Below are 24,777 nucleotides of genomic sequence, written 5' to 3' on the forward strand. Positions count from 1 at the left end.
TCGACGTGGCATCCCTTCACCGGACGAACGACGGTCGTCCCCCTGAACGGTCGTCGCCGGAGGCTAGCATTCCGGGCGCACCGTCGTAGACGGGACGAAACCGGCCTTGACGGCACCACTGTGCTGGTTGTCGGCACCTGCATGGGCCGACTGCGCGGCATGCTCGCCCGGCTCCCGCCGCCCGTGCTCTGATGCTGCGCCGTGCGAGCTCGGTGCACCGGATCGGCATGAGGGCCGTCGGAAGCCTCACCCGTTGCGATCTGACCGAGGGCTCGCAGGTCGACGTAGCCGGGTGGCGCGGCGGGCGGACCGTGCGATAAGCCTTCGGTGCTTGTCGGTACCCGCCCGTAACGTTGCTCCTCGTGCGTTCCCTCCCCCTGGCCGACCCCGGGACCCCGCCGACGAGCGGGCCGTCCGCGTTGCTCTGGTGGCTGGCGCGCAGGCAGTGGGGCATTCTCCTGGTCGCCGTCCTGCTCGGTGTCACGATGTTCGCGTGCCAGGCGTTCACGCCGTACATCGTCGGGAGGGCCGTCGACGACGGCCTGAGCCACGGGTTCGGGCCTGAGCTGTGGCGGGCCTGCGGGACCCTGCTCGCGCTGGGCCTGGTGGTCATCGTGACCTCGGCGATCGGGCACCGGTACGACATCGCCAACTGGCTGCGTGCCTCGTTCACGGCGTCGCAGCTGGTCGGTCGCACGGTGTCCCGCAGCGGGCACGCGATCACCGCCGAGCTTCCGACCGGTGAGGTCGTCTCCGCCGTCGCCAACGACGCCCTGCGCATCGGCGAGGTCTACGCGCACGCCGCGCACTTCCTGGGAAGCCTGGTCGCGTACGGCGTCGTCGCGGCGCTGATGCTGCGCGTCTCGGTGCCGCTGGGCCTCGTCGTGATCCTCGGCCTGCCGACCGTCGCAGCGGCCCTGGGGCTGCTGGTCAAGCCGCTGCAGAGGAAGCAGGCGGCCCAGCGCGAGGCGTCCGGCCGGTTGACGACGCTCGGAGCCGACACCGTCTCCGGCCTGCGGATCCTGCGCGGCATCGGGGGCGAGTCCGTGTTCACCGGCCGCTACCGCGAGCAGTCGCAGACCACGCGGCGACGCGGGGTGGAGGTGGCGCAGACGCAGTCCGTCCTCGACGCGTTGCAGGTGCTCCTCCCCGGCATGTTCGTCGTGGTCCTCATCTGGATGGGTGCCCACCTGGCGCAGGCGGGCACGCTGACGCCTGGACAGCTCGTCTCCACCTACGGCTTCGCGGCGTTCCTGGCCTGGCCCGTGCAGAACGCGACGATGATGCTGCAGGCCACGAGCAGGGCACACATCGGTGCGGGCAAGGTGGTGAAGGTGCTCCGTGTGGTCCCTTCGACGGGCGCCACGCCGGCTGCGGCAGACGCGCCCGAGCCGGGCGTACGACTCGTCGACGAGGTCAGCGGGCTGGTGGTCAAGCCCGGTCGCGTGCTCGCACTGGTCAGCGCCGACCCGGACGAGTCGGCACGGATCGCCACCCGGCTCGGGCGGTTCGACGACGACGCCGAGCGTGAGACGCCGGTCCGGCTCGGCGGAGTCCTGCTGTCCGACCTGGACAAGGACGACGTGCGATCCCGGATCGTGGTCGCCGAAGCGACGCCCCAGCTGTTCTCGGGGCCGCTGGGCGGCGAGCTCGACGTGCGCGGGACGGCGTCGCGAGACGACCTGCTGCGCGTCATCGCCACGGCGGACGCGCACGACGTCCTCGACTCGGTGCCCGACGGGCTGGCCGGAGAGCTGCCCGAGAAGGGGCGGTCCTTGTCCGGCGGCCAGCGCCAGCGCGTGGCGTTGGCGCGTGCCCTGCTCATCGACCCGGAGATCCTCGTGCTCGTCGAGCCCACCAGCGCGGTCGACGCGCACACCGAGGCCCGGATCGCCGTGCGGCTCACGGAGGCACGCCGAGGCCGCACGACGGTCCTGGTCACCGCGAGCCCGCTCGTGCTCGACCACGTGGACGAGGTGGCGTTCCTCCAGGACGGCGTCGTGGTGGCTCGTGGACGGCACGAGGACCTGCTCGACGACGTGGCGTACCGCGCGGTCGTCGGTCGACTCATGGACGAGGAGGTGATGGCCCGATGAAGCTCCCCATCGCAGACACCGCGACCGTGCGCGCGTACGCGGCCGTGCTCATGCGACGTCACCGCCGTCCTCTGATCGGCATCGTCGTGCTGCACACGCTCGCGGCGACAGCGGGTCTGGCAGGTCCGCTGATCCTCGGCCTGCTGGTCAACGCCGTCACCACCGGCACCACGACCACCTACATCAACACGCTCGTGCTCGTGGGTGTGGCTGCGGTGCTGACGCAGACCGTGGTCATGCGGTTCGCCCAGCGCACGTCGATGGTCTTCGGCGAGGAGGTGTTCGCCGAGCTTCGTGAGGAGTTCATCGAGGCGGTCACCGCTCTGCCGCTGTCCACCGTGGAGCGGGCCGGGACCGGGGACCTCGTCGCGCGCACCACCAACGACGTGAACAAGCTGCAGCACGCGGTGCGGTTCGGCGTGCCGCGAGTGATCGTCGCCGTCGTCACCATCGTCCTGACCGTCGTCGTATGCCTGGTCATCGCTCCCCTGGTGGCGTTGGCGATGTTCGTCGGTGTGCCCTCGCTGCTGCTCGTCACCCGCTGGTACCTCAAGCGCGCGACCCCGGGGTACCGGCGGGAGTCGGCCGCGTACGCGACGCTCAACGGAACCATCACCGAGTCCGTCGAGGGCGCACGCACCGTGGATGCGCTGCGGTTGGGTCCGCGTCGGCTGGCGCGGGTGGACGCGGACCTGGCCGAGGCGTTCGCGGCCGAGAAGTACACGCTTCGACTGCGCACGATCCTCTTCCCGGGCATCGACGCGACGTTCGTCCTCGCGCCCGCTGCCGTGCTGCTGTGGGGCGGGTACCTCGCATCGCAGGATCTGGTGACCGTCGGGGCGGTGACGGCGATCGTCCTGTACTGCTACCAGGTGACAGGGCCCGTCTGGGAGCTGATCTTCTGGATCGACGAGATCCAGGTGGCGGCCGTCTCGCTCGCCCGGATCGTCGGCGTGCAGCTCGTCGACCCCGACCGCGAGCCGCGTGACGGCACGCCGGCCGACGAGACCATCGCGGCGCGTGACGTCACGTACGCGTACCGCGAGGGCCACAACGTGCTGCACGGGATCGACCTCGACCTCGCGGTCGGCGAGCGTCTCGCGGTGGTCGGCCCGTCCGGCGCCGGGAAGTCGACCCTCGGACGCATGCTCGCCGGCATCCACCCGCCGGCCCGCGGGTCGGTCGCGGTGGGCGGCGTGCCGCTGATCGACCTTCCCTTGCGTGATCTGCGCGGGCACGTCGCACTGGTCACCCAGGAGCACCACGTGTTCGTGGGATCGGTCGCGGACAACCTGCGGCTCGCTCAGGTCGACGCGCCCCCCGAGGCGCTCGAACGGGCACTGCGGGCCGTCGACGCCTGGGACTGGGTACAGGCGATGCCCGACGGGCTGGCCACCGAGGTCGGTTCGGGCGGTGCACCGCTGACGCCTGCTCAGGCGCAGCAGATCGCGCTGGCCCGGCTCGTCCTGCTCGATCCGCACACGCTCGTGCTGGACGAGGCGACCTCGCTGCTCGACCCTCGGGCGGCTCGGCACCTCGAACGGTCGTTGTCCGCCGTCCTCGAAGGTCGGACCGTCGTCGCCATCGCGCACCGCCTGCACACCGCGCACGACGCCGACCGGGTGGCGGTCGTCGATGACGGCCGGATCGTCGAGATCGGGGCGCACGACGACCTCGTGGCCGCGGGCGGCGACTACGCCGCCCTGTGGCACTCCTGGCAGCACGAGTGATGCTCGAGCTCCGTGGGGGCGTCGTCGTCCCGGACGACGCCCTCGCGTGGAGGTTCTCCCGGTCCGGCGGCCCGGGCGGTCAGTCCGTCAACACCACCGACTCACGCGTCGAGCTGTCCGTCGACCTCGCACGTATCCCGTGGAGCTCATCGACCCAGCAGGACCGCGTCCTGGAGCGCCTGCGACCGCGGCTCCGCGACGGCGTGCTGACCGTCACGGCGTCCGAGTACCGCTCGCAGCTGCGCAACCGCGAGGCGGCACTCGTGCGTGTGGGCGCACTGCTCGACGAGGCCCTCGCTCCCCCAGGTCCCGTCCGCCGCGCCACGCGCCCGAGCAAGGCGTCCCGCGCGCGCCGGACGCAGGCGGAACGCCAGCGCCGCGCCACCAAGCAGCTCCGTCAACGTCCGCCGCACGCGTGACCGCGCGGCACGTGATCGGGACGGGTTCGCCACCTCGTGCGGGAGGTTGTCGGGCCGGTCCGCGTGACGTGCAGCGGCTGGAGCCGCGCAGGCCGCGCGGGCGCGTGCGTCAGGCCGGACCGGGCGCGGCAACGGGCCCGTCGGGTGCGCCGCGAGCCTCGTCGCGGACCATCCGGAGCCAGAGCAGCACCGCGAAGGCACCGAAGATCCACCACTGGGCCGCGTACGCCAGGTTCTGGATGTTCAACCCCGAACCAGGCCTGGTCGGCGGGTCCAGGAGCGCGACGGACGACGACTGCTCGGGCTCTGACGACGCGACGACGAGGTAGCCGGTGTAGATGGGCCCTCCCCAGGCGTTGAGCAGCTCGGGCGAGCTGATCGCCTCCGTCTGCCCGTCGGCGACTCCGGAACCTGCCTGCTCGGAGGCCTGCAGGTACCCCACGACGGACACGCTGCCCGGTGGCGGGACGTCGGCCTGCGACGGCGATTGCACCCATCCACGGACGACCGGCAGCACCGGTGCGTCTGCGGTCGACACGCGCAGGGGGGTCAGCACGAGATAGCCGACCTGCCCGTCGTGGGCGCGACCGGGGACCAGGAGCTGGCCGTCTGCGTCGTACGTCCCGGTCACCGCGACCTTGCGGCCGACCAGTGCGCCGGTGAACGACGTCTGCGGCTCGAGCACCGTGCCCAGTGCGACCGGCTCGGCGGCCACGAGCGCGGCGGTGTGCCGGGCCTCTGCCGACGCGCCCCGCACCTGCGCACGGTCGAGCTGCCAGACGCCCAGACGTGCGCAGAGGGCTGCTGCCGCGAGCAGCAGCACGAGCGTCACGAGCATCCGGGGCCGCAGCGCGGCACGAAGCATCGTGGTGGGCGGTCGGCGTTCGGTCTGTGCCCACGCGGACCGGACGGGAGCGGGGGCCACGGGCGTCGACCCGGCTCCGACCGGCAGCGGTACGGCGCCCTCGGGGCCGCCGCCAGACAGGCCCGGTGCAGGCTCGCGCGCAGGCGCGGCCACCCCGTCCAATGTCTCGCGCTCGGTCACGTCTCACGGTACCCCGGAGCTCGTCGGCACCCCGAAGCCCTCGACGGCCGCCCGAGCTCCTGACCTGCCCGGGGAGCAGACACTGTGGCGAACACCACCTGTTCGACGAACGTTCGCTCTCCCCCTGTGCACCACGCGCTCACCTGCGGTTGTATGGCAAGACGAGGGTGCGCATCCGGGCCGAAGGGCCCTATGTGGCACCGTCTTCCGACAACGAGGGTGGCACCGGGGCCTGTCCGCGGCTCCGAGTGATCACGGGGAGCGCGCATGAGCACCACGACCACACCGGCCACTACCTGGCGCCGGGGCACCGGCCAGCCGGTCGACAGCACGACCCTCCAGCGGATCGACAAGTGGTGGCGTGCTGCCAACTACCTGTCGGTGGGGCAGATCTACCTGCTGGACAACGCCCTGCTGCGTGAGCCGCTGACCCGGGACCACGTGAAGCCACGTCTGCTGGGCCACTGGGGCACCACCCCGGGCCTGAACTTCCTGTACGCGCACCTGAACCGAGCGATCGCCGAGCGCAACCAGTCGACGATCTACATCATCGGCCCGGGCCACGGCGGCCCTGGCCTTGTCGCGAGCGCGTACCTCGACGGCACGTACTCCGAGGTGTACCACGACATCACCGAGGACTCTGAGGGCCTTCGCCGGCTGTTCCGGCAGTTCTCCTTCCCGGGTGGCATCCCCAGCCACGTCGCCCCCGAGACGCCGGGGTCGATCCACGAGGGCGGCGAGCTCGGGTACGCGCTGAGCCACGCGTACGGCGCGGCGTTCGACAACCCTGACCTGCTCGTCGCGACGATCGTCGGCGACGGCGAGGCCGAGACCGGTCCGCTGGCCACGAGCTGGCACTCGAACAAGTTCGTGAACGTCCAGAAGGACGGTGTCGTCCTGCCGATCCTGCACCTCAACGGGTACAAGATCGCGAACCCGACGGTCCTCGCGCGCATCAGCGACGAGGAGCTGAACGCGCTCATGGTCGGGTACGGGCACAAGCCGCACGTCTTCGTGGCGGGGTTCGACGAGGAGTCGGCGGAGAGCATCCACGCCCGGTTCGCGACGATCCTCGACGAGGTCCTGGACGAGATCGCCGACATCAAGGCGAGCAGCAGCGAGCAGCGCCCGATGTGGCCGATGATCGTGTTCCGCACCCCCAAGGGCTGGACCGGGCCGGACTACATCGACGGCAAGAAGACGACCGGCTCGTGGCGCGCGCACCAGGTGCCGCTGGCCAGCGCGCGGGACACCCCCGAACACCTCGAGGTCCTCAAGGACTGGCTCGAGAGCTACGGCGTCGACGAGCTGTTCGACGAGAACGGCGCGCTTCACGCGGACATCCGGGCGCTCGCCCCTGAGGGAGACCTGCGGATGAGCGCCAACCCGCACGCGAACGGCGGCCTGCTGCTCAAGGACCTGCGCCTGCCGGACTTCCGCGACTACGCGGTGGACGTGCCCACACCGGGCGGCTCGTTCAGCGAAGCCCCACGAGTGCTCGGCGACTGGCTGACCGACGTCATCAAGCAGAACCCGGACAACTTCCGGATCTTCGGCCCCGACGAGACCGCGTCGAACCGTCTGCAGTCCGTGTTCTCGACGACGGACAAGCAGTGGAACGCCGACTTCTACGGTCCGGACGTGGACGAGCACCTCGCCCGCGCCGGGCGGGTCATGGAGATGCTCAGCGAGCACCAGTGCCAGGGCTGGCTCGAGGGCTACCTGCTGACCGGTCGGCACGGGCTGTTCAACTGCTACGAGGCGTTCATCCACATCATCGACTCGATGTTCAACCAGCACGCCAAGTGGCTCAAGGTGTCCGACGAGATCCCGTGGCGGCGGCCGATCGCCAGCCTCAACTACCTGCTGTCCAGCCACGTCTGGCGCCAGGACCACAACGGCTTCAGCCACCAGGACCCGGGGTTCGTCGACCACGTGGTCAACAAGAAGGCCGAGGTCGTCCGGGTCTACTTCCCGCCGGACGCGAACACCCTGCTCTCCACCTACGACCACTGCCTGCGCAGCAGGCAGTACGTCAACGTCGTCGTCACCGGCAAGCAGCCGGCACCGAACTTCCTGACCATGGACCAGGCTGTCGCGCACTGCACGCGTGGCCTCGGCATCTGGGACTGGGCGGGTTCCGAGGTTCCCGGCGAGATGCCCGACGTCGTGCTGGGGTGCGCGGGTGACGTCCCGACGCTCGAGGTCCTGGCGGCAGCGGACATCCTGCGACGCGAGCTGCCCGACCTCAAGGTCCGGGTGATCAACGTCGTGGACCTCATGCGGCTGCAGGACGAGCGGGAGCACCCGCACGGGCTCTCGGACGCGCAGTTCGACGGGCTCTTCACCCACGATCGCCCGGTGATCTTCGCGTACCACGGCTACCCATGGCTCATCCACCGCCTGACCTACCGACGCGCGGGCCACACCAACATCCACGTGCGCGGCTACAAGGAGGAGGGGACCACGACCACACCGTTCGACATGGTCATGCTCAACGACCTCGACCGGTTCCACCTCGTGATCGACGTCATCGACAACGTCCCCTCGCTGCGCACCGCCCAGGCGGGCCTGCGGCAGCGGATGGTCGACGAGCGCCTCCGGGCACGCGAGTACACCCGCCAGCACGGAGACGACCTTCCCGAGGTGCGCGACTGGGTATGGCCCGATGCCGGGGACGCCGCCGCCGAGGGCGAGGTCGCCGCGACGATCTCGACCGGCGGCGACAACGAATAACCTGGCCGACACCTAGGTCAGGAGACCTGTTCCGTGGCACGCACCATCTACGTGACCTCACCCGAGGGCGACACCGGCAAGTCTGTGGTCGCCCTCGGGCTGGTCGACCTCCTCACGCGCACCGTGCAGAGGGTCGGCGTGTTCCGCCCGATCGCCCGCTCGACCGCGGTCCGCGACTTCGTCCTCGAGCTCCTGCTGCAGCGGGACGGTGTGGATCTCAGCTACGACGAGTGCATCGGTGTGACGTACGAGCAGGTCCGTCAGGACCCGGAGGCTGCGCTCTCCCAGATCGTGTCGCGCTACCACGACGTCGAGCGGCGCTGCGATGTCGTCGTGGTCGTCGGCACCGACTACACCGACGTCGCAGGTCCGACCGAGCTCGCGTACAACGCGCGGATCGCCGCCAACCTCGGCGCCCCTGTCGTCCTCGTCGTCAACGGGGCCGGCCGCTCGCCGTCCGAGATCGCCCAGGTCGCGGACGTCGTGGTGACCGAGATGGAGGCGAACTACGCACAGGTGGTCTCGGTCATCGCGAACCGCTGCAGCGGACGCGATCTCGACGCCATCCGCGAGGCGCTCAAGATCAAGGCCGGCTGGGCGATCCCCGAGAACTCCTTGCTCACGGCGCCCACGATGCGACAGCTGACCGACGCCGTCAGCGGTCGCGTGATCGCCGGCGACGAGGCGCTGCTCTCCCGCGAGGTGCTCGACGTGATGGTGGGCGCCATGTCGATCGAGCACCTCATCGACCGGCTGGCCGACGGATCCGTCGTCATCACGCCCGGCGACCGCTCGGACGTGCTGCTGGGTCTGCTCATGGCGCACCAGGCGGAGGGCTTCGCGTCGCTCGCCGGGATCATCCTCAACGGCGGGTTCCTTCCCTCGCCGTCGGTGATGCGGCTGATCGAGGGCCTCGGGACCAAGCTGCCGATCATCAGCACGAACCTCGGCACGTTCAGGTCCGCGAGCGCGGTCGGTGACACGCACGGACACCTGAGCGGCCACTCGCAGCGCAAGGTCGACACGGCGCTGTCCCTCTTCGAGCAGCACGTCGACGGCGCAGCCCTGCTGGCCGCGCTCGACGTCGAACGGCCTGAGGTCGTCACGCCGCTCATGTTCGAGTACGCGCTGCTGGCCCGGGCCCGAGCCGACCGGAAGCACGTCGTGCTCCCCGAGGGGGACGACGACCGTGTCCTGCGTGCTGCCTCGACCCTTCTGCAGCGCGGCGTCGCACAGATCACGATCCTCGGCGACGAGCCGACCATCCGTGCACGTGCCACCGAGCTCGGCCTCGACCTCGAGGACGCCGCGGTGGTGAGCGCGCACGACCCCGTGCTGCTCGAGCGCTTCGCGGTCGAGTACACCGAGATGCGCAAGCACAAGGGCATGACGGTCGAGCGTGCGCGCGAGATCGTCTCGTCGGTCTCGTACTTCGGCACCATGATGGTCAAGCTCGGGCTCGCGGACGGCATGGTCTCGGGTGCCGCCCACACGACCGCGCACACCATCAAGCCGTCCTTCGAGATCATCAAGACGTCGCCCGGCGTCTCCAACGTGTCGAGCTGCTTCCTGATGTGCCTCGAGGACCGGGTCCTGGTCTACGCCGACTGCGCGGTGATCCCCGACCCGACCGCCGAGCAGCTCGCCGACATCGCGATCTCGTCGGCCGGTACCGCCGCCCAGTTCGGCATCGAGCCGCGCATCGCGATGCTGTCCTACTCGACCGGCGAGTCCGGCTCGGGTGCCGACGTGGAGAAGGTCCGCGAGGCGACCGCTCTGGTCCGAGCACGGCGACCGGACCTGTCCGTCGAGGGCCCGATCCAGTACGACGCCGCAGTGGACGCCAGCGTCGCGCAGACCAAGTTGCCCGACTCCGCCGTGGCCGGTCGGGCGACCGTGTTCGTCTTCCCCGACCTGAACACCGGCAACAACACGTACAAGGCCGTGCAGCGTTCGGCGGGCGCCGTCGCCATCGGCCCTGTGCTGCAAGGGCTGCGCGCACCGGTCAACGACCTCTCGCGTGGTGCGCTCGTCTCGGACATCATCAACACGGTCGCCATCACGGCGATCCAGGCACAGGGGCAGTCGTGAGCACCGTTCTCGTCATCAACTCCGGCTCGTCGTCGATCAAGTACCAGCTTGTCGACACGGTCGGAGGCGAAGCGCTCGCCTCCGGGATCGTCGAACGGATCGGCGAGGCCGCCGGGTCGATCAAGCACTCGTTCGCGGGCACGACGACGTCGCGCACCGACCCGATCGCCGACCACGGCGTGGGGCTGCGGGCCGTCCTGGACCTGTTCCGTGAGCTGGGCCCCGACCTGCAGGAGGTGGGCATCGCCGCGGTCGGGCACCGGGTGGTGCACGGCGGGTCGGTGTTCGACGGTCCGGCGATCGTCACGGACGAGGTCATCGCACAGATCGACGCGCTGTCTCCCCTCGCGCCGCTGCACAACCCCCCGAACATCACAGGCATCCGGGTCGCGCGCGAGCTGCTGCCCGACGTGCCGCACGTGGTCGTGTTCGACACCGCGTTCTTCCGCACGCTCCCGGAGGCGGCGGCGACCTACGCGATCGACGCAGAGGTCGCCCGCGAGCACGGGATCCGCCGGTACGGCTTCCACGGGACGTCGCACCAGTTCGTCTCCCAGCAGGTGGCCCAGATCCTCGGGCGCCGGCCGCAGGACCTCAACCAGATCGTGCTGCACCTGGGCAACGGCGCGTCCGCGTCCGCCGTGCGGGGAGGCGTCGCGGTCGAGACGTCCATGGGCCTGACGCCTCTGGAGGGTCTGGTCATGGGCACGAGGTCCGGCGACATCGACCCCGCCGTCCTCATCCACCTGCAACGCAACGCGGGCATGAGCGTCGACGAGATCGACGACCTGCTCAACCGGCGCTCAGGCCTGAAGGGCCTCTCGGGCGAGAACGACTTCCGCACCCTGCACGACCTCGTCGCGGCCGGCGACGCCGAGGCGTCGCTCGCGCTCGACGTCTACCTGCACCGCCTGCGCAAGTACATCGGCGCCTACTTCGCTGTGCTCGGCAGGGTCGACGTCGTCGTGTTCACGGCGGGCGTCGGGGAGAACGACGACATCGTCCGCGCCCGCGCGCTGGCCGACCTGGAGTCGCTGGGCATCGCCGTGGACCTCGAGAAGAACGAGGGCCGCATCCGCGAGCCACGCGTGATCTCGCCGGAGTGGGCGACGACGACCGTCATGGTCGTGCCCACCAACGAGGAGCTCGCGATCGCCCAGCAGGCGGTCGACCTCATCGGCGTCGTGGACGACGCGGCCGACCTCGGCCACGCCTAGCTCCTACGGCAGGCGCAGCGTCTTCATCAGGCGCAGCGCCCCGGTGTACACACGTGGCCACGTCTCGGTGCCCAGGTCGAACATCCGGTGCAGGCCGACGCCCGGTCCGCCGAGCACGCCGTGGACCCCGTGCTGGACCGCGATCGTCTGCGTGCGGGTGGTCGCCCAGAGGCCTTCGCGACCGTGCCGCGAGCCCATGCCGGACGCACCGACGCCACCCTGCGGCGCCCCGACGGAACCCCATGTGGCCACGTAGGCCTCGTTGACGTTCACGGAACCGGACCGGACGCGTGCGGCCAGGGCGGCGCCCCGTCGAGTGTCCGCCGTCCAGATGCTCGCGTTCAGGCCGAACTCGGTGTCGTTCATGGCGGCGACCGCCTCGTCGTCCGACGCGACGCGGTAGACCGCGACCACCGGGCCGAACGTCTCCTCGCGGGCCAGGCGCGCCGCGTCCGGCACGTCGGCCAGGATCGTCGGCTCGTAGAACCACGGACCGAGGTCGCTCCGATGCAGTCCGCCCGCCAGCACGTTCGCACCGTGCCCGACCGCGTCCTCGACGTGCTCGACGACGGTCGCCAGCTGGGCGGCCGACGCCAGCGAACCGACGTCCGAGCGGTAGTCGAGGCCGGAGCCGAGGCGCAGCTCGCGGGTTCGCCGCACGAACGCGGCCGTGAACTCGTCGGCGACGTCCTGGTGGACGTAGATGCGCTCGATGCTGACGCACACCTGGCCGGTGCCGACGAAGCACGCGCGGACCGCCCCCTCGGCCGCGACCTCGACGTCCACGTCCGGCGCGACGTACATCGGGTTCTTGCCGCCGAGCTCCAGGGTGGCCGGGACGAGGAGCGAACCCGCCTGTGCGGCGACGATCCGCCCGGTGCGCGTGGAGCCCGTGAAGCTCAGGTGGTCGACGTGCTCGGTCACGGCCGCGCCGATCGAGCCGTCCCCGACGACCACCTGGAACAGACCGTCGGGCACGCCCGCCTCTTCCAGCAGCTCCACGGTCCACAGGGACGTCAGCGACGTCTGCGGATCCGGTCGCAGGATCACGGCGTTGCCGGCGACGAGCGCGGGCAGCACGTCACCGAGCGTGAGGGTCAGCGGGAAGTTCCAGGGGGCGACGATGCCGACGACGCCGACCGGGTGGCGCAGCACGCGTGTCGTCGTCAGGCCCGGGATGATGCCGGCGACCCGCCGTGGTGCGAGATAGCGACCGGCCCGCAACGAGTAGTGCCGGGCGATGTTGGCGATGTCGGCGATCTCCTCGAAGGCCGACACGCGCGCCTTGCCGGACTCGAGCTGGATGAGGTCGAGGACGTCGCTCTGGCGTTCGAGGATGAGATCGTGCACCCGGGAGAGCACCGCGGTCCGGTCCTTCAGCGGGCGCGCTGCCCACAGCCGCTGGGCGGAGCGGGCCGTACGTGCGGCACGGGCGACGTCGGCCGGCGTCGACAGCGGGATCGCGGCGATCGGGCCCCCAGTGAACGGGGCGTGCGACGTGTAGGTCGCGGCACCCGGCGACGCGACGACCCGTCGCAGGAGCGTGCGGATGTCGTCCGGTTCGAGGACGTACGTCGCGAGCGGGTCGGTCTCGGGGTCGTGGAGCTCGGTGTGTCCGGGGTCGTGCGCCATACCCGCGAGGGTACGCGCGGCCTCCCGGGATCTTCGCGCCCTACACGCCCGAGGTCTGACGCGCGTCGCCGTGCAGCGTGCCGACCACGGCGAGGTCAGGACGTCTCAGTGCGGCTGGTACGGGCTGACGACGACCTCGACGCGCTGGAACTCCTTGAGGTCGGAGTAGCCCGTCGTGGCCATGGCACGGCGCAGCGCGCCGATCAGGTTGAGCGTGCCGTCGGCCGTGTGGCCCGGCCCGAACAGGATCTGCTCGAGAGACCCGGCTGTGCCCACCTCCACGCGCTCGCCGCGCGGGAGCTGCGGGTGGTGTGCCTCGGGACCCCAGTGCCATCCCTGGCCGGGCGCCTCGGTGGCGCGGGCGAGTGCTGCGCCGAGCATGACGGCGTCCGCCCCGCACGCGACCGCCTTGACCAGGTCTCCGGAACGACCGACACCGCCGTCGGCGATGACGTGCACGTACCGACCGCCGGACTCGTCCAGGTAGTCCCGACGTGCAGCGGCGACGTCGGCGACCGCCGACGCCATGGGCGCGTGGATGCCGAGCGAGAGTCGCGTGGTGTGCGCGGCGCCCCCACCGAACCCGACGAGCACACCCGCCGCACCGGTCCGCATGAGGTGCAGAGCGGCCGTGTAGGTCGACGCGCCACCGACGATCACGGGGACGTCGAGCTCGTAGATGAACCGCTTCAGGTTCAGGGGTTCGGCGCGCCCCGACACGTGCTCGGCGGACACCGTGGTGCCCCGGATGACGAAGAGGTCGACGCCGGCGTCGACGACCGTCCGCCAGAACTCGTTGGTGCGCTGCGGTGAGAGGGCGCCCGCGACGGTGACGCCAGCCGCGCGTACCTCCTTGAGACGGGCCGTGATGAGCTCGGGCTGGATGGGGGCCGCGTAGATCTCCTGCATCCGCGCGGTGGCGCCTGCCGCGTCGAACGTCGCGATCTCCTCGAGCAGCGGCGTCGGGTCCTCGTACCGAGTCCACAGGCCTTCGAGATCGAGGACGCCGAGACCGCCCGCCTGGCCCAGCGCGACGGCCGTCGCCGGGCTCATGACCGAGTCCATGGGAGCGGCGACGACCGGGAGGTCGAAGTGGTAGGCGTCGATCTGCCAGCCGACCGAGACCTCCTCCGGGTCGCGGGTCCGTCGCGACGGGACGACCGCGATGTCGTCGAAGGAGTAGGCGCGGCGCCCGCGCTTTCCGCGGCCGATCTCGATGTCGTTGCTCACCGGGCAAGGCTACCGGCGCGGGGAGTTCGTCGAGATCGGACGCCACGCGGTCGGCCTACCGTGCCGTGTCGGACCCCGGTGCGATCCTGGCAGCAGACCGCACCTGAGGGAGACGCACGGATGAGAAGGCACGGATGAGCTGGGCGGACGGGCCGCTCCTGGGCTTCGACACGGAGACCACGGGCGTCGATGTCGACAACGACCGCATCGTGACCGCCGCACTGGTCCGGCGGGACCACACCGGAACGCACGTCCACAGCTGGCTCATCAACCCGGGCGTCGACATCCCGGAGGCGGCCGCCGCCATCCACGGTGTCAGCACCGAGCATGCGCGCACGCACGGCGCCAAGCCGAAGCAGGCGCTCGAGGAGATCGCAGCCGAGCTCGCACAGGCGTTCCGCGACGGTGTCCCGGTGGTGGCCTACAACGCGACGTTCGACCTGTGCCTGCTCGACGCCGAGCTCCGTCGGCACAAGCTCCGGACGATCCCCGAGCGGCTCTACAACGAGGCCCGTCCGGTGATCGACCCGCTCGTCCTGGACCGTGCGGAGGACGGGCTGCGACGCGGCAAGCGCAAGCTGGTCGACCTGTGCGGCTTCTACGAGGTCGTCGAGTCCGGCGCGCTGCACACCGCCGACGTCGACGTCGTCGCGACGCTGGACGTGCTGGAGCGGATCGTCGGACGCTTCCCGCACCTGGCCTCGCTGGACCTCGACACGCTCCACGAGTACCAGTCGACCGCGCACCAGGCGTGGGCCGAAGGGTTCAACGCCTGGCGGCTCGAGCAGGGGTTGGACGGCCCGGGCGTCTCGGACGTCTGGCCCACGCGGGAGCCGGTCGGCACGCTCTGGTGAGACGCGTCATATCGCGCTTGAGTTGCGCACGGCCTGAATGACCCGTATGGAGCGGAAACTCGGGACCTCGCGAGGTGGCAATATCTCATCCATGAGTTAACGTCGTGCACATGACGACGACTACCACGGTCCCGCTCAGCACCGGCCAGCTGCCGATGGTGGCCGACCCGCTCGCTCACGTCGGCTCCCTGGTCCGCTCGGCCCGGCAGCACCGAGGGCTCACGCAGGCCCAGCTGGCGGAGCGTCTGGGCACGAGCCAGTCCGCGATCCACCGCATCGAGCAGGGCGCGCAGAACGTCAGCCTCGAGATGCTGACCAGGATCGGCGGGGCGCTCGACTCCCCCATCGTCACGCTCGGCGGCCCGCAGCGCACCCACCTGCGCGTCCAGGGCGGCCAGACGCTCAGCGGCCGGATCGACGTCAACACCAGCAAGAACGGCGCCGTCGCCCTGCTGTGCGCGTCGCTGCTCAACCGCGGGACCACGCGGTTGCGCAACGTCGCCCGCATCGTCGAGGTCGACCGCATCGTCGAGGTGCTCCGGTCCATCGGCGTGAAGGCTGTCTGGTCGGCTGACGGTCGCGACCTCGAGATCGTCGTCCCCGAGCAGCTGCGGCTCGAGTCCATCGACGTGGACGCCGCACGCCGCACGCGGTCGATCATCATGTTCCTCGGGCCGCTGCTCGGCCAGCAGGACGAGTTCCGCCTGCCCTACGCGGGTGGCTGCGACCTCGGCACGCGCACCGTCGAGCCGCACCTGATCGGACTGCGCCCGTTCGGTCTGGAGGTCACCGCCACGGCGGGCGACTACCACGCGCTCGTCGAGCGGTCGGCGACGCAGGACCTGTCCGTGGTGCTGACCGAGCGCGGCGACACGGTCACCGAGAACGTCATCATGGCCGCCGCGCGCCGTACGGGTGTCACGACCATCCGGAACGCGAGCCCCAACTACATGGTCCAGGACCTGTGCTTCTACCTCGAGCTCCTCGGGGTGCGGATCGACGGCATCGGCACCACGACCCTGCGCGTGCACGGGGTGGCCAGCATCGACGCGGACGTCGAGTACGCCGTCTCGGAGGACCCGGTCGAGGCGATGAGCCTGCTCACCGCCGGCATCGTCACGGCGTCGCAGATCACGGTCGGCCGCGTGCCGATCGAGTTCATGGAGATCGAGCTCGCCACGCTCGCGGAGATGGGCCTGCACTTCTCGACGTCCGACGAGTACAGCGCCCAGAACGGCCGCACCCGCCTGGTCGACGTGACCGTGTACCCCAGCGAGCTGCGCGCGCCGATCGACAAGATCCACCCGATGCCGTTCCCGGGCCTGAACATCGACAACCTGCCGTTCTTCGCGGCGATCGCGGCCTGTGCGACCGGCACCACCCTGATCCACGACTGGGTCTACGAGGGCCGCGCCATCCACCTGACCGACCTCACCCGGCTGGGTGCGGACGTGCGGCTGCTCGACGCGCACCGCCTGCAGGTCAGCGGACCGACGCACTGGTCGGGCACGGAGGTCTCGTGCCCGCCCGCGCTTCGTCCCGCCGTCGTCATCCTGCTCGCGATGCTCGCCGCGAAGGGCACGTCCGTGCTCCGTGACGTCGACATCATCGCCCGTGGCTACGAGCAGCTGCAGGACCGCCTGGTCGAGCTCGGAGCACGCATCGAGACCTTCCGCGACTAGCGGGAGGCCCGTCGGGGCTTCCGCGACTAGCGGGAGGCCCGTCGGGGCGCGACCGGTTCGATCCGCGCGCTGCGCAGGTGCTCGAACACGATCGACGTCCGGACGTCCGCGATCTCCGGTCGTTCGGTGAGCCGGTCGATCACGAACGCGTACAGACGCTCGTTGTCGGCCACGGCGACGTGCAGCACGAAGTCCTCGGTGCCGCTCGTGACGAACACGCCGACGACCTCGGGCAGCGCCGCGGCCCAGGTGCGGAACCGTTCGATGTTCTGCCGTGTCGGCGGCCGGATCCGCAGGGCGATCATCGCCTGCACGGGCCGACCGATCTGCGCCAGGTCGACGTCCAGCACCGCACCGCGGATCACGCCCCGCTCGCGCAGCGACCGCGTGCGGTCCAGGGCGGTGGTCGGTGAGACACCCACCGCAGCAGCGATGTCCCGGTTGGTCCGCCGTGCATCCACCTGGAGCTCCCGCAGGATCGCCGTATCAAGTTCGTCGAGCGCCGCCATTTGCCCATCCTAGCCGTATGTCATACGAATCGCTTGGTCGTGGATCGCATCTCTGCATAGCCTTCTCGCGGAACAGCGGATGAACGAGAAGCAGGAGACGTGATGACGGTCGATGTGACACAGCGCATCGGGTTTGCTCCCGACGAGATCGAGACCGGCGCGCACACGCGCGCCGCCCGGCTCAAGTGGGTCGTCGTCGTCGACGCCTCCTTGCCCGCCGGCCGCGCGGCGAACGCCGTCGCGTGCGTCACCGCCGCGACCGCAGCGGGAGTCGACGGGCTGCTGGGTCCGGGCGTGCGCGACCGGTCGGGGACCGATCACCCGGGCATCCCGTGGATCGGCTGCACCGTCCTCGCCGCCGACGCTGCGCAGCTGACCGACATCCGGGCGAAGGCCGCGTCCTACGCCGAGATGTACGTCGCGGACATGCCCGAGATCGCCCAGAGCATCCGCGTCTACGACGAGTACGTCGACCACGTCACCGACGCCGAGGACCTGCCCTACATCGCGCTCAGCCTCGTCGGCCCACGCAGCCAGGTCGACCGTCTCGTCCGCAAGCTCCCGCTGCTGAGCTGACGGGCGCACTCGGCTGACGAGCGCGGCCCGCCCGCAGCGGGGAGCGCGCGGTCACCTGCCGGAGTAGTTGGGCGCCTCAGACACCATCTGCACGTCGTGCGGGTGGGACTCCTTGAGCCCTGCCGGCGTGATGCGGATGAACCTGCCGCGACTCTGGAGCTCGGGGACCGTGCGCGCACCGACGTAGAACATCGACTGGTGCAGGCCACCGATCAGCTGGTGCGCGACCGCTGCGAGCGGTCCGCGGTACGGGACCTGACCCTCGATGCCCTCGGTGATGATCTCGTCGTCGGAGAGGTCACCCTGGAAGTAGCGGTCCTTGGAGTACGAGCGGCGGTCGCCGCGCGACTGCATCGCACCGAGCGAGGCCATGCCGCGGTACCGCTTGAACTGCTTGCCGTTCACGAACACGAGGTCGCCGGGCGACTCGTCGCAACCGGCGAGGAGCCCGCCGAGCATCACGGTGTCGGCGCCGGCCACGAGCGCCTTGGCGATGTCGCCGGAGTACTGCAGCCCGCCGTCGCCGATGACCGGGACGCCGGCGGGCTTGGCCGCGAGCGACGCCTCGTAGATCGCGGTGATCTGCGGTACGCCGACCCCGGCGACCACGCGCGTGGTGCAGATCGACCCGGGTCCGACACCGACCTTGACGGCGTCGACACCCGCGTCGACGAGCGCCTGGGCACCCTCACGGGTCGCGATGTTGCCGCCGATGACCTGGACGTGCCTCGTGCCCGCGTCACCCTTGATGCGACGGACCATGTCGAGCATCAGCCGCGCGTGCCCGTTGGCGGTGTCGACGACGAGCACGTCCACGCCGGCCTCGACCAGGGCCGTCACGCGGTCCCAGGCGTCCCCGAAGAACCCGACGGCGGCGCCGACGACGAGCCGACCCTCCCCGTCCTTCGTGGCATCGGGGTACTGCTCGGACTTCACGAAGTCCTTGACCGTGATCAGTCCGCGCAGGATTCCTGCGTCGTCGACCAGGGGAAGCTTCTCGATCTTGTGCTTGGCCAGCAGGGCCGCAGCGTCGTCGCGCGCGATCCCGACCGGGGCCGTGATCAGCGGCATCGCGGTCATGACGTCCCGCACGCGCAAGGTCTCGAAGTCGCCGGGCGGGACGAAGCGCAGGTCGCGGTTCGTGATGATGCCCAGGAGCAGGCCGTCCGCACCCACGACCGGGAGGCCCGAGACGCGGTAGGTGCCGCACAGCCGGTCGAGCTCGGCGAGCGTCGCCTCGGGCGAGACCGTCACCGGGTCGGTGATCATGCCGGACTCAGATCGCTTGACCAGGTCCACCTGGTGCGCCTGGTCCTCGATGGACAGGTTCCGGTGCAGGATCCCGATCCCGCCCTGACGCGCCATCGCGATGGCCATGCGGGACTCGGTGACCGTGTCCATCGCGGCCGACAGGAGCGGCACGCGTACCGAGATCTCCCGCGTGAGCCGTGAGGTGGTGTTCACCTCGCTCGGGATGACGTCCGTCTCCCCCGGAAGGAGGAGCACGTCGTCGTAGGTCAGCCCGATCCGGGCGAACGGGTCGGCAGGCGAAGGCTCCGTCATTGCCACAGGATACGCGTGTCGGAGGACCTACTGGATCAGTCCCCGACGCAGCCCGATGGCCACGGCCTGGGCACGGTCGTTGGCGCCGAGCTTGCGGAACAGGCGCCGGGCATGAGTCTTGACGGTGTCCTCGGAGAGGTACAGCTCGGCACCGATCTGCGCGTTGGAGCGCCCGTTGCTCATGCCGACCAGCACCTCGATCTCACGCTTGGTCAGCGGCACACCGGCGATCGCACCCGAGGTCGGGGTACCCACGGGCACCCCGTTCGCGTCGTCCCGCATCGGGGCCGTGGAGGCGCGGCTGTCGTCCACGACCGAGCGCTGCGCGATGCTCGCCTGGCTGGGGACGTCGACCGACGCCATGCGTGCGCCGGTCGCGACCGGGAGCGCGGGGCTGGCGAGCACGTGCGCGGCGACGGCGGACAGCTCGGCCCGGCCCACGTCCGGGGCGAGGAAGCCGCGAGCGCCGAGGGCGAGCGCGCGGTCGAGCGCAACGGTGTCGTCCGGCAGGGCGAGGAGCACGATCGCGGCGGACGGTGCGACGGCGCGGAGGCGGCGGATCGCTTCGATCGCGCCCGGCGCACCCAGGTGGGCATCCAGGAGGACGACCGTCGGCGGCATCCGACGCGCGAGGCTCAGCAGCTCGTCGACGGAGGAGGCGGCGCGAACGGGACCGAGAGCCGGCACACCGATCGACGTCACTACCAGCCGTTCACGCACGACCGCCGAGCCGTGACACACCACGACCCCTGCCATGTTGATCCCCTCTCGGGCCCCGCACGGGGCACCCCTCGTCTATCGGTCGCCCGGACGAGTGACGTTAGTTCTGGCGCCGGGCGACGGGCGTGCGGGTCGGGCAATCGTCCGGCGATGCGTCGCAAGTGCGGAATGTCTCACCCGAACGACGCATCGGCGGGCGGGTGAAATGGCCCCATCAGGGACGAACATCACCGGGTCCAGCGCGAACGGTCTCACACCTCCGGCACGGCGAAGGTCTCGACCGCACCGTTCGCCACTGCCAGGACCTCGTGCACGAGGCCGGTGAAGGATCGCGCCCGGTGCACCGACCGACCGACCGGCACGGCAGCCGACGCACGGTCCGAGACCATCACGAACTGCGGCAGCTCGGCGTGGAGGTCGGCTATGCGCTCGACCACCTCGAGGTTCACCTCCGGTCCCTGGCCGATGGTGACCACAGCACGGGTCCGCGTCATCGCGACGAGCTCGAAGGCGTGGCGGACGCCGCCGGGCCCGCCGACGATCCGTGCGTCGACCCCGTGCGAGGCGAGCGCCCCGGCCACGGCGTGGGCCACGAGCGGCCGAGGCTCGTTGGGCGCGACGAGCACGAGGACCACAGGCCGGCGGGCACCCTCGAACGGTGCGATCCGGTCGCGCAGCGCCGCAAGCGTCGCGGCGTGGACGGTGGCCGTCGCGTCGACGCCCGGGGGGTCGACGACGGTCCGGCGCGCGAGCGCGTCGAGCGTCGGCTCCACGAGCCCCGTCCACCAGGCGAGGACGTCCGCATCGGCCGACAGGGCGAGGACGCGCGCGCAGCCGTCGATGTCGCCGGCCAGGGCGGCGTCCACCGCGGCGGTCGGGGTCTGCACCGCGGGAGCACCACCTGCGGGCGCTCCCGAGACGTCCGTGGCGAGGGCGATCCTCGCCGACTCCGCGGGTGCGACGCCGTCCAGCGTGAGGCGGCGCATGACGAGCAGGCGCTCGACGTCGGCGGCGGAGTACCGACGGTGCGCCCCGGCGGAGTGCTCGGACGGTCCGAGCCCGTAGCGGCGGTCCCAGGTGCGCAGCGTCGCGGGGGCGACCCCGAGGCGACGGGCCACGGCCGCGACAGCGAGTGCTGGCGCGTGGACGACCTGCGGCTCGTCGTCGCTCGGCGTGGACATGGCGCGATTCTGCCAGTCCGAGAGCAGAAGTTCGTGCGGGGCAAACCCTGGACATACCGACGCGACCTGGGGTATTGGCGCATATCGTTTCAACGAATCACATCTCGAACCGGTCTTGAACAACTTCTGAAGCGGTTGTACCGTCCTCCCAGAGACGTCGTCCGAAAGCGTCCCAGCGGTACCCGAACACCATGCACTTCCGGCACGGTCGCCCATCCGCGGCTGACGACGGAGCGACTCAGGAGGAACTGATGGCCGAGATCTCTCGCCTTCCCGGACCGGTGATGGATCTGTGGGAGTGGCAGTTCGAAGGCGCTTGTCGAGACGCCGACCAGGACCTCTTCTTCCACCCCGAGGGCGAGCGCGGCTCCGCGCGACGCCGACGCGCTGAGGCCGCCAAGGCCATCTGCGCCACCTGCCCCGTCATCAAGGAGTGCCGCGAGCAGTCGCTCGCGGTGCGCGAGCCTTACGGCGTGTGGGGCGGGCTGTCCGAGGACGAGCGGACCGCCGTCCTCGCCCAGCGCAACCGCCGCAGCCAGGCTGGATGACCTCGCCGGTCGCCCCTCGCACACACGAGAACGGCCCCTCCGGTCCAAGGACCGAAGGGGCCGTTCTGCGCGATCGTCAGATCACTTGACGACGACCGCGAGGATGTCGCGGGCCGAGAGGATGAGGAGCTCCTCGCCCTGGTACTTGACCTCGGTGCCGCCGTACTTGGAGTAGATCACCTTGTCGCCGACGGCGACGTCGAGCGGGACCCGGTTGCCGTTGTCGTCGATACGGCCGGGGCCGACCGCAAGGACCTCGCCCTCCTGGGGCTTCTCCTTGGCGCTGTCCGGGATGACGAGACCGGAAGCGGTCGTCGTCTCTGCCTCGAGCGTCTTGACGACGATCCGGTCCTCGAGGGGCTTGATGGAGACCGACACAGCGGACCTCCCCTTCGCATGTGAGTAGTTCGTGAGTCCGATGAGCGCTTTCGGGCCGCCGTCGTCGCGGGTGCCGGGGCCTTGAGCACTTGGCACACTCACGGGGAGAGTGCCAGTTCCTCACTCTAGGAACGGGTTAGCACTCGGTCAAGGCGAGTGCCAACGGCCGAGAGCGAACACCGATGGTCACAGGGCAAACATGCGAGGATCGCCGCATGGATTCCGAGGGCCTCTCCCAGCTCCTCAGCCCGACCGGCTGGGCACTGCTCTCCGCTCTGCCGCCCTACGACGAGACCCGCACGATGGCCCTCTCGGAACGCCTGCGCGAGGAGGGTCTCGACCCGGTGCTCGTGGCGGCGGCGCTGACCCAGTCGCGGCTGCGAGCCAAGGCGGTCGCCAAGTTCGGCGACTTCGCCGGCGGCATGCTCTTCACGGGTCCCGGCCTCGAGCAGGCCACGCGCCTGAACGTCGCGGCCCACCACGCACGTCGTTTCCGTGACGCAGGCAGCACGCGCGTCGCCGACCTGACGTGCGGGATCGGCGCAGACGCGATGGCGTTCGCCGGGATCGGGCTGCGGGTGCTCGCCACGGACGTCGACGAGGCGACCGCGGCGATCGCGACCGTGAACCTTCGGCACTTCCCCGACGCCGAGGTCAGGCACGGAGACGGGCTGGCACTGGACCTCGAGGGAGAGGGCATCGACGGGGTGTACGCGGACCCGGCCCGGCGGACGTCGTCGGGGAGCCGGGTGTTCGACCCGTCCGCCTACGAGCCGGCGCTCGACAGGGTCCTCGAGCTCCGCGAGCGGGTTCCGGCCCTCGGGCTCAAGCTCGGCCCCGGAATCCCCCATTCGGCCCTGCCCCTGGACGCGCACGCGCAGTGGGTGTCCGTGGACGGTGACGTGGTCGAGCTAGGGCTGTGGTTCGGGCCGCTCGCGCCCGAGGGCTCCGGACGGTCCGCGCTCGTGCTCCGCGACGGGCAGGCGCACACGATCCTGGCCAGCAACCCGGACGGCATCTACCGGCCGGCGTCCGGAGCGGTCGGGGCCTACCTGTACGAGCCGGACGGCGCCGTCATCCGCGCGGGTCTGGTCGGTGAGCTGGCCGACCAGGTGCGTGGACGGCTGGTCGACCCGACCATCGCCTACGTGACCTCCGACGTGCTCACGCCCGTGCCCACCGCGACGGCCTACCGGGTGCTCGACACGATGCCGTTCGGGTTGAAGCGCCTCAAGACCTACCTCCGGGAGCGTGACGTGGGCCGCCTGACGATCAAGAAGCGAGGCACGGCCGTCGTTCCCGAGCAGCTACGCCGCCAGCTCGACCTGCAGGGCAGCGCGTTCGCGACGATCATCCTGACGCGGGTCGCGGGCAGCCAGCAGGTGCTCGTCGTCGAGGCCGCGTGATGGCGGCGCCCGTTCCGCTGCCGTTCGCGCACTCGGAGCGGTCCAGCATCGGGATCGAGTGGGAGGTCGCACTGGTCGACGCGGACTCCGGCGACCTGCGGCAGGCGGCCGAGGCCATCCTCGCGGCGGTGCGGCCTGCCGGCGGCGGAGACCACCCACTGATCACGCAGGAGCTGCTGCTCAACACGGTCGAGCTGCGGTCGGGCAAGTGCACGACGGTGGCCGAGGCGGCCGCTGATCTGCAGCGTGCGCTGGACATCGTCGGTGCGGCCGCCGAGACCCTGCGGATCGACCTGATGGGCAGCGGGACGCACCCGTTCGCGCAGTGGTCCAACCAGCGCGTCACCGACAAGCAGCGCTACGCGACGCTGATCGACCGCACGCAGTGGTGGGGCCGGCAGATGCTCATCTACGGCGTGCACGTGCACGTGGGCATCGAGGACCGCGCCAAGGTGCTGCCGCTCTCGCGCGCGATGCTCACCGTCTTCGCGCACATCCAGTCGCTCTCGGCGTCGTCACCGTTCTGGGGCGGCAAGGACACCGGGTACGCCTCGAACCGCGCGCTGCTGTTCCAGCAGCTGCCCACCGCCGGCCTGCCGTTCGGGTTCGACGAGTGGTCACAGCTGGAGCAGTACGTCGGCGACATGATGCACACCGGCGTGATCGACCAGTTCGACGAGGTCCGCTGGGACGTGCGGCCGTCGCCGCGGTTCGGGACTCTCGAGATGCGGATCGCGGACGGGGCGTCGAACCTGCTCGAGGTCGCCGCGATCTCGGCGCTGACGCACTGCTTCGTCGAGCACTTCTCGACCCTGCTGGACCGTGGTGAGGCGCTTCCGAGCCTGCCGCCCTGGTTCGCGCAAGAGAACAAGTGGCGTTCGGCGCGGTACGGCATGGACGCGATCATCATCACGAACGCGGCCGGCGACGAGGAGCTGGTCACCGACGCGATCGGTCGCTGGTTGGTGGAGCTGGCCCCCGTGGCTGAGCGGCTGGGCTGCGCGGCGGAGCTCGACCAGGTGCGCGTGATCCTGCGGCGCGGCGCGTCCTACCAGCGTCAGCGCGCGGTGGCCCGCCGTCACGCCGGCGAGCTCGACGCCGTGGTCCGCTCACTCGTCGCGGAGATGAACGCCGGCCGACCGCTCTGACTACTTGTTTATACCT

The 24,777-nt window shown here is 70.7% G+C and carries 20 protein-coding genes; 12 read left to right on the forward strand and 8 right to left on the reverse strand.

Features of this window, described 5'->3' with window-relative positions; genetic code table 11:
* The first annotated feature begins 362 nt into the window (after window positions 1-362).
* Genes N553_RS20515 through arfB form a run of 3 tightly spaced genes read left to right on the forward strand, consistent with a single transcriptional unit; the run spans window position 363 to window position 4,245 of the window.
* Entirely contained in the window at window positions 363-2,096 is a 1,734-nt protein-coding gene (locus N553_RS20515; protein WP_034620446.1) for an ABC transporter ATP-binding protein, read from the forward strand.
* The gene (locus N553_RS0101105; protein WP_028044999.1) at window positions 2,093-3,826 is read left to right on the forward strand and encodes an ABC transporter ATP-binding protein; all 1,734 of its coding nucleotides are present in this window, start codon (window positions 2,093-2,095) and stop codon (window positions 3,824-3,826) included. The genes N553_RS20515 and N553_RS0101105 overlap by 4 nt, the downstream gene beginning before the upstream one ends.
* Window positions 3,826-4,245: an alternative ribosome rescue aminoacyl-tRNA hydrolase ArfB gene (gene arfB / locus N553_RS0101110; protein ID WP_034620946.1), complete on the forward strand. Its 420-nt coding sequence runs from the start codon at window positions 3,826-3,828 to the stop codon at window positions 4,243-4,245. Before N553_RS0101105 ends, arfB begins: the two co-directional genes overlap by 1 nt.
* Window positions 4,246-4,354: 109 nt before the next feature.
* Here the strand turns inward: arfB and N553_RS20520 are convergent, their stop codons facing one another.
* A complete protein-coding gene (locus N553_RS20520; RefSeq protein ID WP_231505130.1) occupies window positions 4,355-5,290 on the reverse strand; it encodes an SURF1 family protein in 936 nt (311 codons plus the stop codon).
* A 267-nt stretch (window positions 5,291-5,557) separates the two neighbouring features.
* Here N553_RS20520 and N553_RS0101120 point away from each other — a divergent pair, with 267 nt between their 5' ends.
* From N553_RS0101120 to N553_RS20525, 3 genes are read left to right on the forward strand one after another with little or no spacing between them, the layout of a single operon-like run.
* Entirely contained in the window at window positions 5,558-8,026 is a 2,469-nt protein-coding gene (locus N553_RS0101120; RefSeq protein WP_028045001.1) for a phosphoketolase, read from the forward strand.
* A gap of 33 nt (window positions 8,027-8,059) precedes the next feature.
* Window positions 8,060-10,117 (forward strand): phosphate acetyltransferase, encoded by a 2,058-nt coding sequence (gene pta / locus N553_RS0101125; RefSeq protein ID WP_028045002.1) that lies wholly within the window; start codon window positions 8,060-8,062, stop codon window positions 10,115-10,117.
* Window positions 10,114-11,334, forward strand: coding sequence for an acetate/propionate family kinase (locus N553_RS20525; protein ID WP_051639735.1), 1,221 nt, complete (start codon window positions 10,114-10,116; stop codon window positions 11,332-11,334). Before pta ends, N553_RS20525 begins: the two co-directional genes overlap by 4 nt.
* A gap of 3 nt (window positions 11,335-11,337) precedes the next feature.
* On the opposite strand, the gene N553_RS0101135 is transcribed toward N553_RS20525, so the two are convergent.
* Together N553_RS0101135 and N553_RS0101140 are read right to left on the reverse strand one after the other, a co-directional pair.
* A complete protein-coding gene (locus N553_RS0101135) occupies window positions 11,338-12,966 on the reverse strand; it encodes a succinic semialdehyde dehydrogenase (RefSeq protein ID WP_028045003.1) in 1,629 nt (542 codons plus the stop codon).
* Window positions 12,967-13,071: 105 nt separating this feature from the next.
* On the reverse strand, window positions 13,072-14,196 hold the full coding sequence (locus N553_RS0101140; protein ID WP_028045004.1) for a GuaB3 family IMP dehydrogenase-related protein: 1,125 nt from the start codon (window positions 14,194-14,196) through the stop codon (window positions 13,072-13,074).
* A gap of 134 nt (window positions 14,197-14,330) precedes the next feature.
* On the opposite strand from N553_RS0101140, the gene N553_RS0101145 reads away from it, so the two are divergent.
* Both N553_RS0101145 and N553_RS0101150 read left to right on the forward strand, forming a co-directional pair.
* Window positions 14,331-15,050 carry an exonuclease domain-containing protein gene (locus N553_RS0101145; RefSeq protein ID WP_028045005.1) on the forward strand — a complete coding sequence of 240 codons (720 nt, stop codon included), beginning with the start codon at window positions 14,331-14,333 and terminating at the stop codon, window positions 15,048-15,050.
* A 110-nt stretch (window positions 15,051-15,160) separates the two neighbouring features.
* A complete protein-coding gene (locus N553_RS0101150; RefSeq protein ID WP_197029878.1) occupies window positions 15,161-16,732 on the forward strand; it encodes a UDP-N-acetylglucosamine 1-carboxyvinyltransferase in 1,572 nt (523 codons plus the stop codon).
* A 26-nt stretch (window positions 16,733-16,758) separates the two neighbouring features.
* On the opposite strand, the gene N553_RS0101155 is transcribed toward N553_RS0101150, so the two are convergent.
* Window positions 16,759-17,241, reverse strand: a complete 483-nt coding sequence (locus N553_RS0101155) for an Lrp/AsnC family transcriptional regulator (RefSeq protein ID WP_028045007.1) — start codon at window positions 17,239-17,241, stop codon at window positions 16,759-16,761.
* A 102-nt stretch (window positions 17,242-17,343) separates the two neighbouring features.
* Between N553_RS0101155 and N553_RS0101160 the strand changes: the two genes are divergently transcribed.
* Entirely contained in the window at window positions 17,344-17,817 is a 474-nt protein-coding gene (locus N553_RS0101160; RefSeq protein WP_028045008.1) for a DUF2000 domain-containing protein, read from the forward strand.
* Between the two features lie 51 nt (window positions 17,818-17,868).
* Here the strand turns inward: N553_RS0101160 and guaB are convergent, their stop codons facing one another.
* The 3 genes from guaB to N553_RS24000 all read right to left on the reverse strand — a co-directional run bounded on the left by guaB (window position 17,869) and on the right by N553_RS24000 (window position 21,281).
* Window positions 17,869-19,380 carry an IMP dehydrogenase gene (gene guaB / locus N553_RS0101165; protein WP_028045009.1) on the reverse strand — a complete coding sequence of 504 codons (1,512 nt, stop codon included), beginning with the start codon at window positions 19,378-19,380 and terminating at the stop codon, window positions 17,869-17,871.
* A 27-nt stretch (window positions 19,381-19,407) separates the two neighbouring features.
* Complete coding sequence (locus N553_RS0101170) at window positions 19,408-20,136, reverse strand: response regulator transcription factor (RefSeq protein ID WP_028045010.1); 729 nt, start codon at window positions 20,134-20,136, stop codon at window positions 19,408-19,410.
* A gap of 215 nt (window positions 20,137-20,351) precedes the next feature.
* On the reverse strand, window positions 20,352-21,281 hold the full coding sequence (locus N553_RS24000; RefSeq protein ID WP_051639736.1) for a MerR family transcriptional regulator: 930 nt from the start codon (window positions 21,279-21,281) through the stop codon (window positions 20,352-20,354).
* Window positions 21,282-21,532: 251 nt separating this feature from the next.
* Between N553_RS24000 and N553_RS0101180 the strand changes: the two genes are divergently transcribed.
* Window positions 21,533-21,829, forward strand: coding sequence for a WhiB family transcriptional regulator (locus N553_RS0101180; RefSeq protein ID WP_028045011.1), 297 nt, complete (start codon window positions 21,533-21,535; stop codon window positions 21,827-21,829).
* Window positions 21,830-21,910: 81 nt separating this feature from the next.
* Here N553_RS0101180 and groES read toward each other — a convergent pair whose 3' ends face one another.
* Window positions 21,911-22,207, reverse strand: coding sequence for a co-chaperone GroES (gene groES, locus N553_RS0101185; RefSeq protein ID WP_028045012.1), 297 nt, complete (start codon window positions 22,205-22,207; stop codon window positions 21,911-21,913).
* A 215-nt stretch (window positions 22,208-22,422) separates the two neighbouring features.
* Here groES and N553_RS0101190 point away from each other — a divergent pair, with 215 nt between their 5' ends.
* Together N553_RS0101190 and N553_RS0101195 are read left to right on the forward strand one after the other, a co-directional pair.
* The gene (locus tag N553_RS0101190; protein ID WP_028045013.1) at window positions 22,423-23,613 is read left to right on the forward strand and encodes an SAM-dependent methyltransferase; all 1,191 of its coding nucleotides are present in this window, start codon (window positions 22,423-22,425) and stop codon (window positions 23,611-23,613) included.
* Window positions 23,613-24,761, forward strand: coding sequence for a glutamate--cysteine ligase (locus tag N553_RS0101195; protein WP_028045014.1), 1,149 nt, complete (start codon window positions 23,613-23,615; stop codon window positions 24,759-24,761). The genes N553_RS0101190 and N553_RS0101195 overlap by 1 nt, the downstream gene beginning before the upstream one ends.
* The last annotated feature ends 16 nt before the right edge of the window (window positions 24,762-24,777 follow it).

Origin of the sequence: Cellulomonas sp. URHE0023 (assembly GCF_000688475.1) — a bacterium.
Taxonomy (GTDB): Bacteria; Actinomycetota; Actinomycetes; order Actinomycetales; family Cellulomonadaceae; genus Cellulomonas.

What these genes read in the sequence shown, in the direction of transcription:
- N553_RS0101105 (WP_028044999.1), top strand. Translation starts at nt 2,093, where the DNA reads ATGAAGCTCCCCATCGCAGACACCGCGACCGTGCGCGCGTACGCGGCC.
- arfB (WP_034620946.1), top strand. Translation starts at nt 3,826, where the DNA reads ATGCTCGAGCTCCGTGGGGGCGTCGTCGTCCCGGACGACGCCCTCGCG.
- N553_RS0101120 (WP_028045001.1), top strand. Translation starts at nt 5,558, where the DNA reads ATGAGCACCACGACCACACCGGCCACTACCTGGCGCCGGGGCACCGGC.
- N553_RS0101135 (WP_028045003.1), bottom strand. Translation starts at nt 12,966, where the DNA reads ATGGCGCACGACCCCGGACACACCGAGCTCCACGACCCCGAGACCGAC.
- N553_RS0101145 (WP_028045005.1), top strand. Translation starts at nt 14,331, where the DNA reads ATGAGCTGGGCGGACGGGCCGCTCCTGGGCTTCGACACGGAGACCACG.
- N553_RS0101150 (WP_197029878.1), top strand. Translation starts at nt 15,161, where the DNA reads ATGACGACGACTACCACGGTCCCGCTCAGCACCGGCCAGCTGCCGATG.
- N553_RS0101155 (WP_028045007.1), bottom strand. Translation starts at nt 17,241, where the DNA reads ATGGCGGCGCTCGACGAACTTGATACGGCGATCCTGCGGGAGCTCCAG.
- N553_RS0101160 (WP_028045008.1), top strand. Translation starts at nt 17,344, where the DNA reads ATGACGGTCGATGTGACACAGCGCATCGGGTTTGCTCCCGACGAGATC.
- guaB (WP_028045009.1), bottom strand. Translation starts at nt 19,380, where the DNA reads ATGACGGAGCCTTCGCCTGCCGACCCGTTCGCCCGGATCGGGCTGACC.
- N553_RS0101170 (WP_028045010.1), bottom strand. Translation starts at nt 20,136, where the DNA reads ATGGCAGGGGTCGTGGTGTGTCACGGCTCGGCGGTCGTGCGTGAACGG.
- N553_RS24000 (WP_051639736.1), bottom strand. Translation starts at nt 21,281, where the DNA reads ATGTCCACGCCGAGCGACGACGAGCCGCAGGTCGTCCACGCGCCAGCA.
- N553_RS0101180 (WP_028045011.1), top strand. Translation starts at nt 21,533, where the DNA reads ATGGCCGAGATCTCTCGCCTTCCCGGACCGGTGATGGATCTGTGGGAG.
- N553_RS0101190 (WP_028045013.1), top strand. Translation starts at nt 22,423, where the DNA reads ATGGATTCCGAGGGCCTCTCCCAGCTCCTCAGCCCGACCGGCTGGGCA.
- N553_RS0101195 (WP_028045014.1), top strand. Translation starts at nt 23,613, where the DNA reads ATGGCGGCGCCCGTTCCGCTGCCGTTCGCGCACTCGGAGCGGTCCAGC.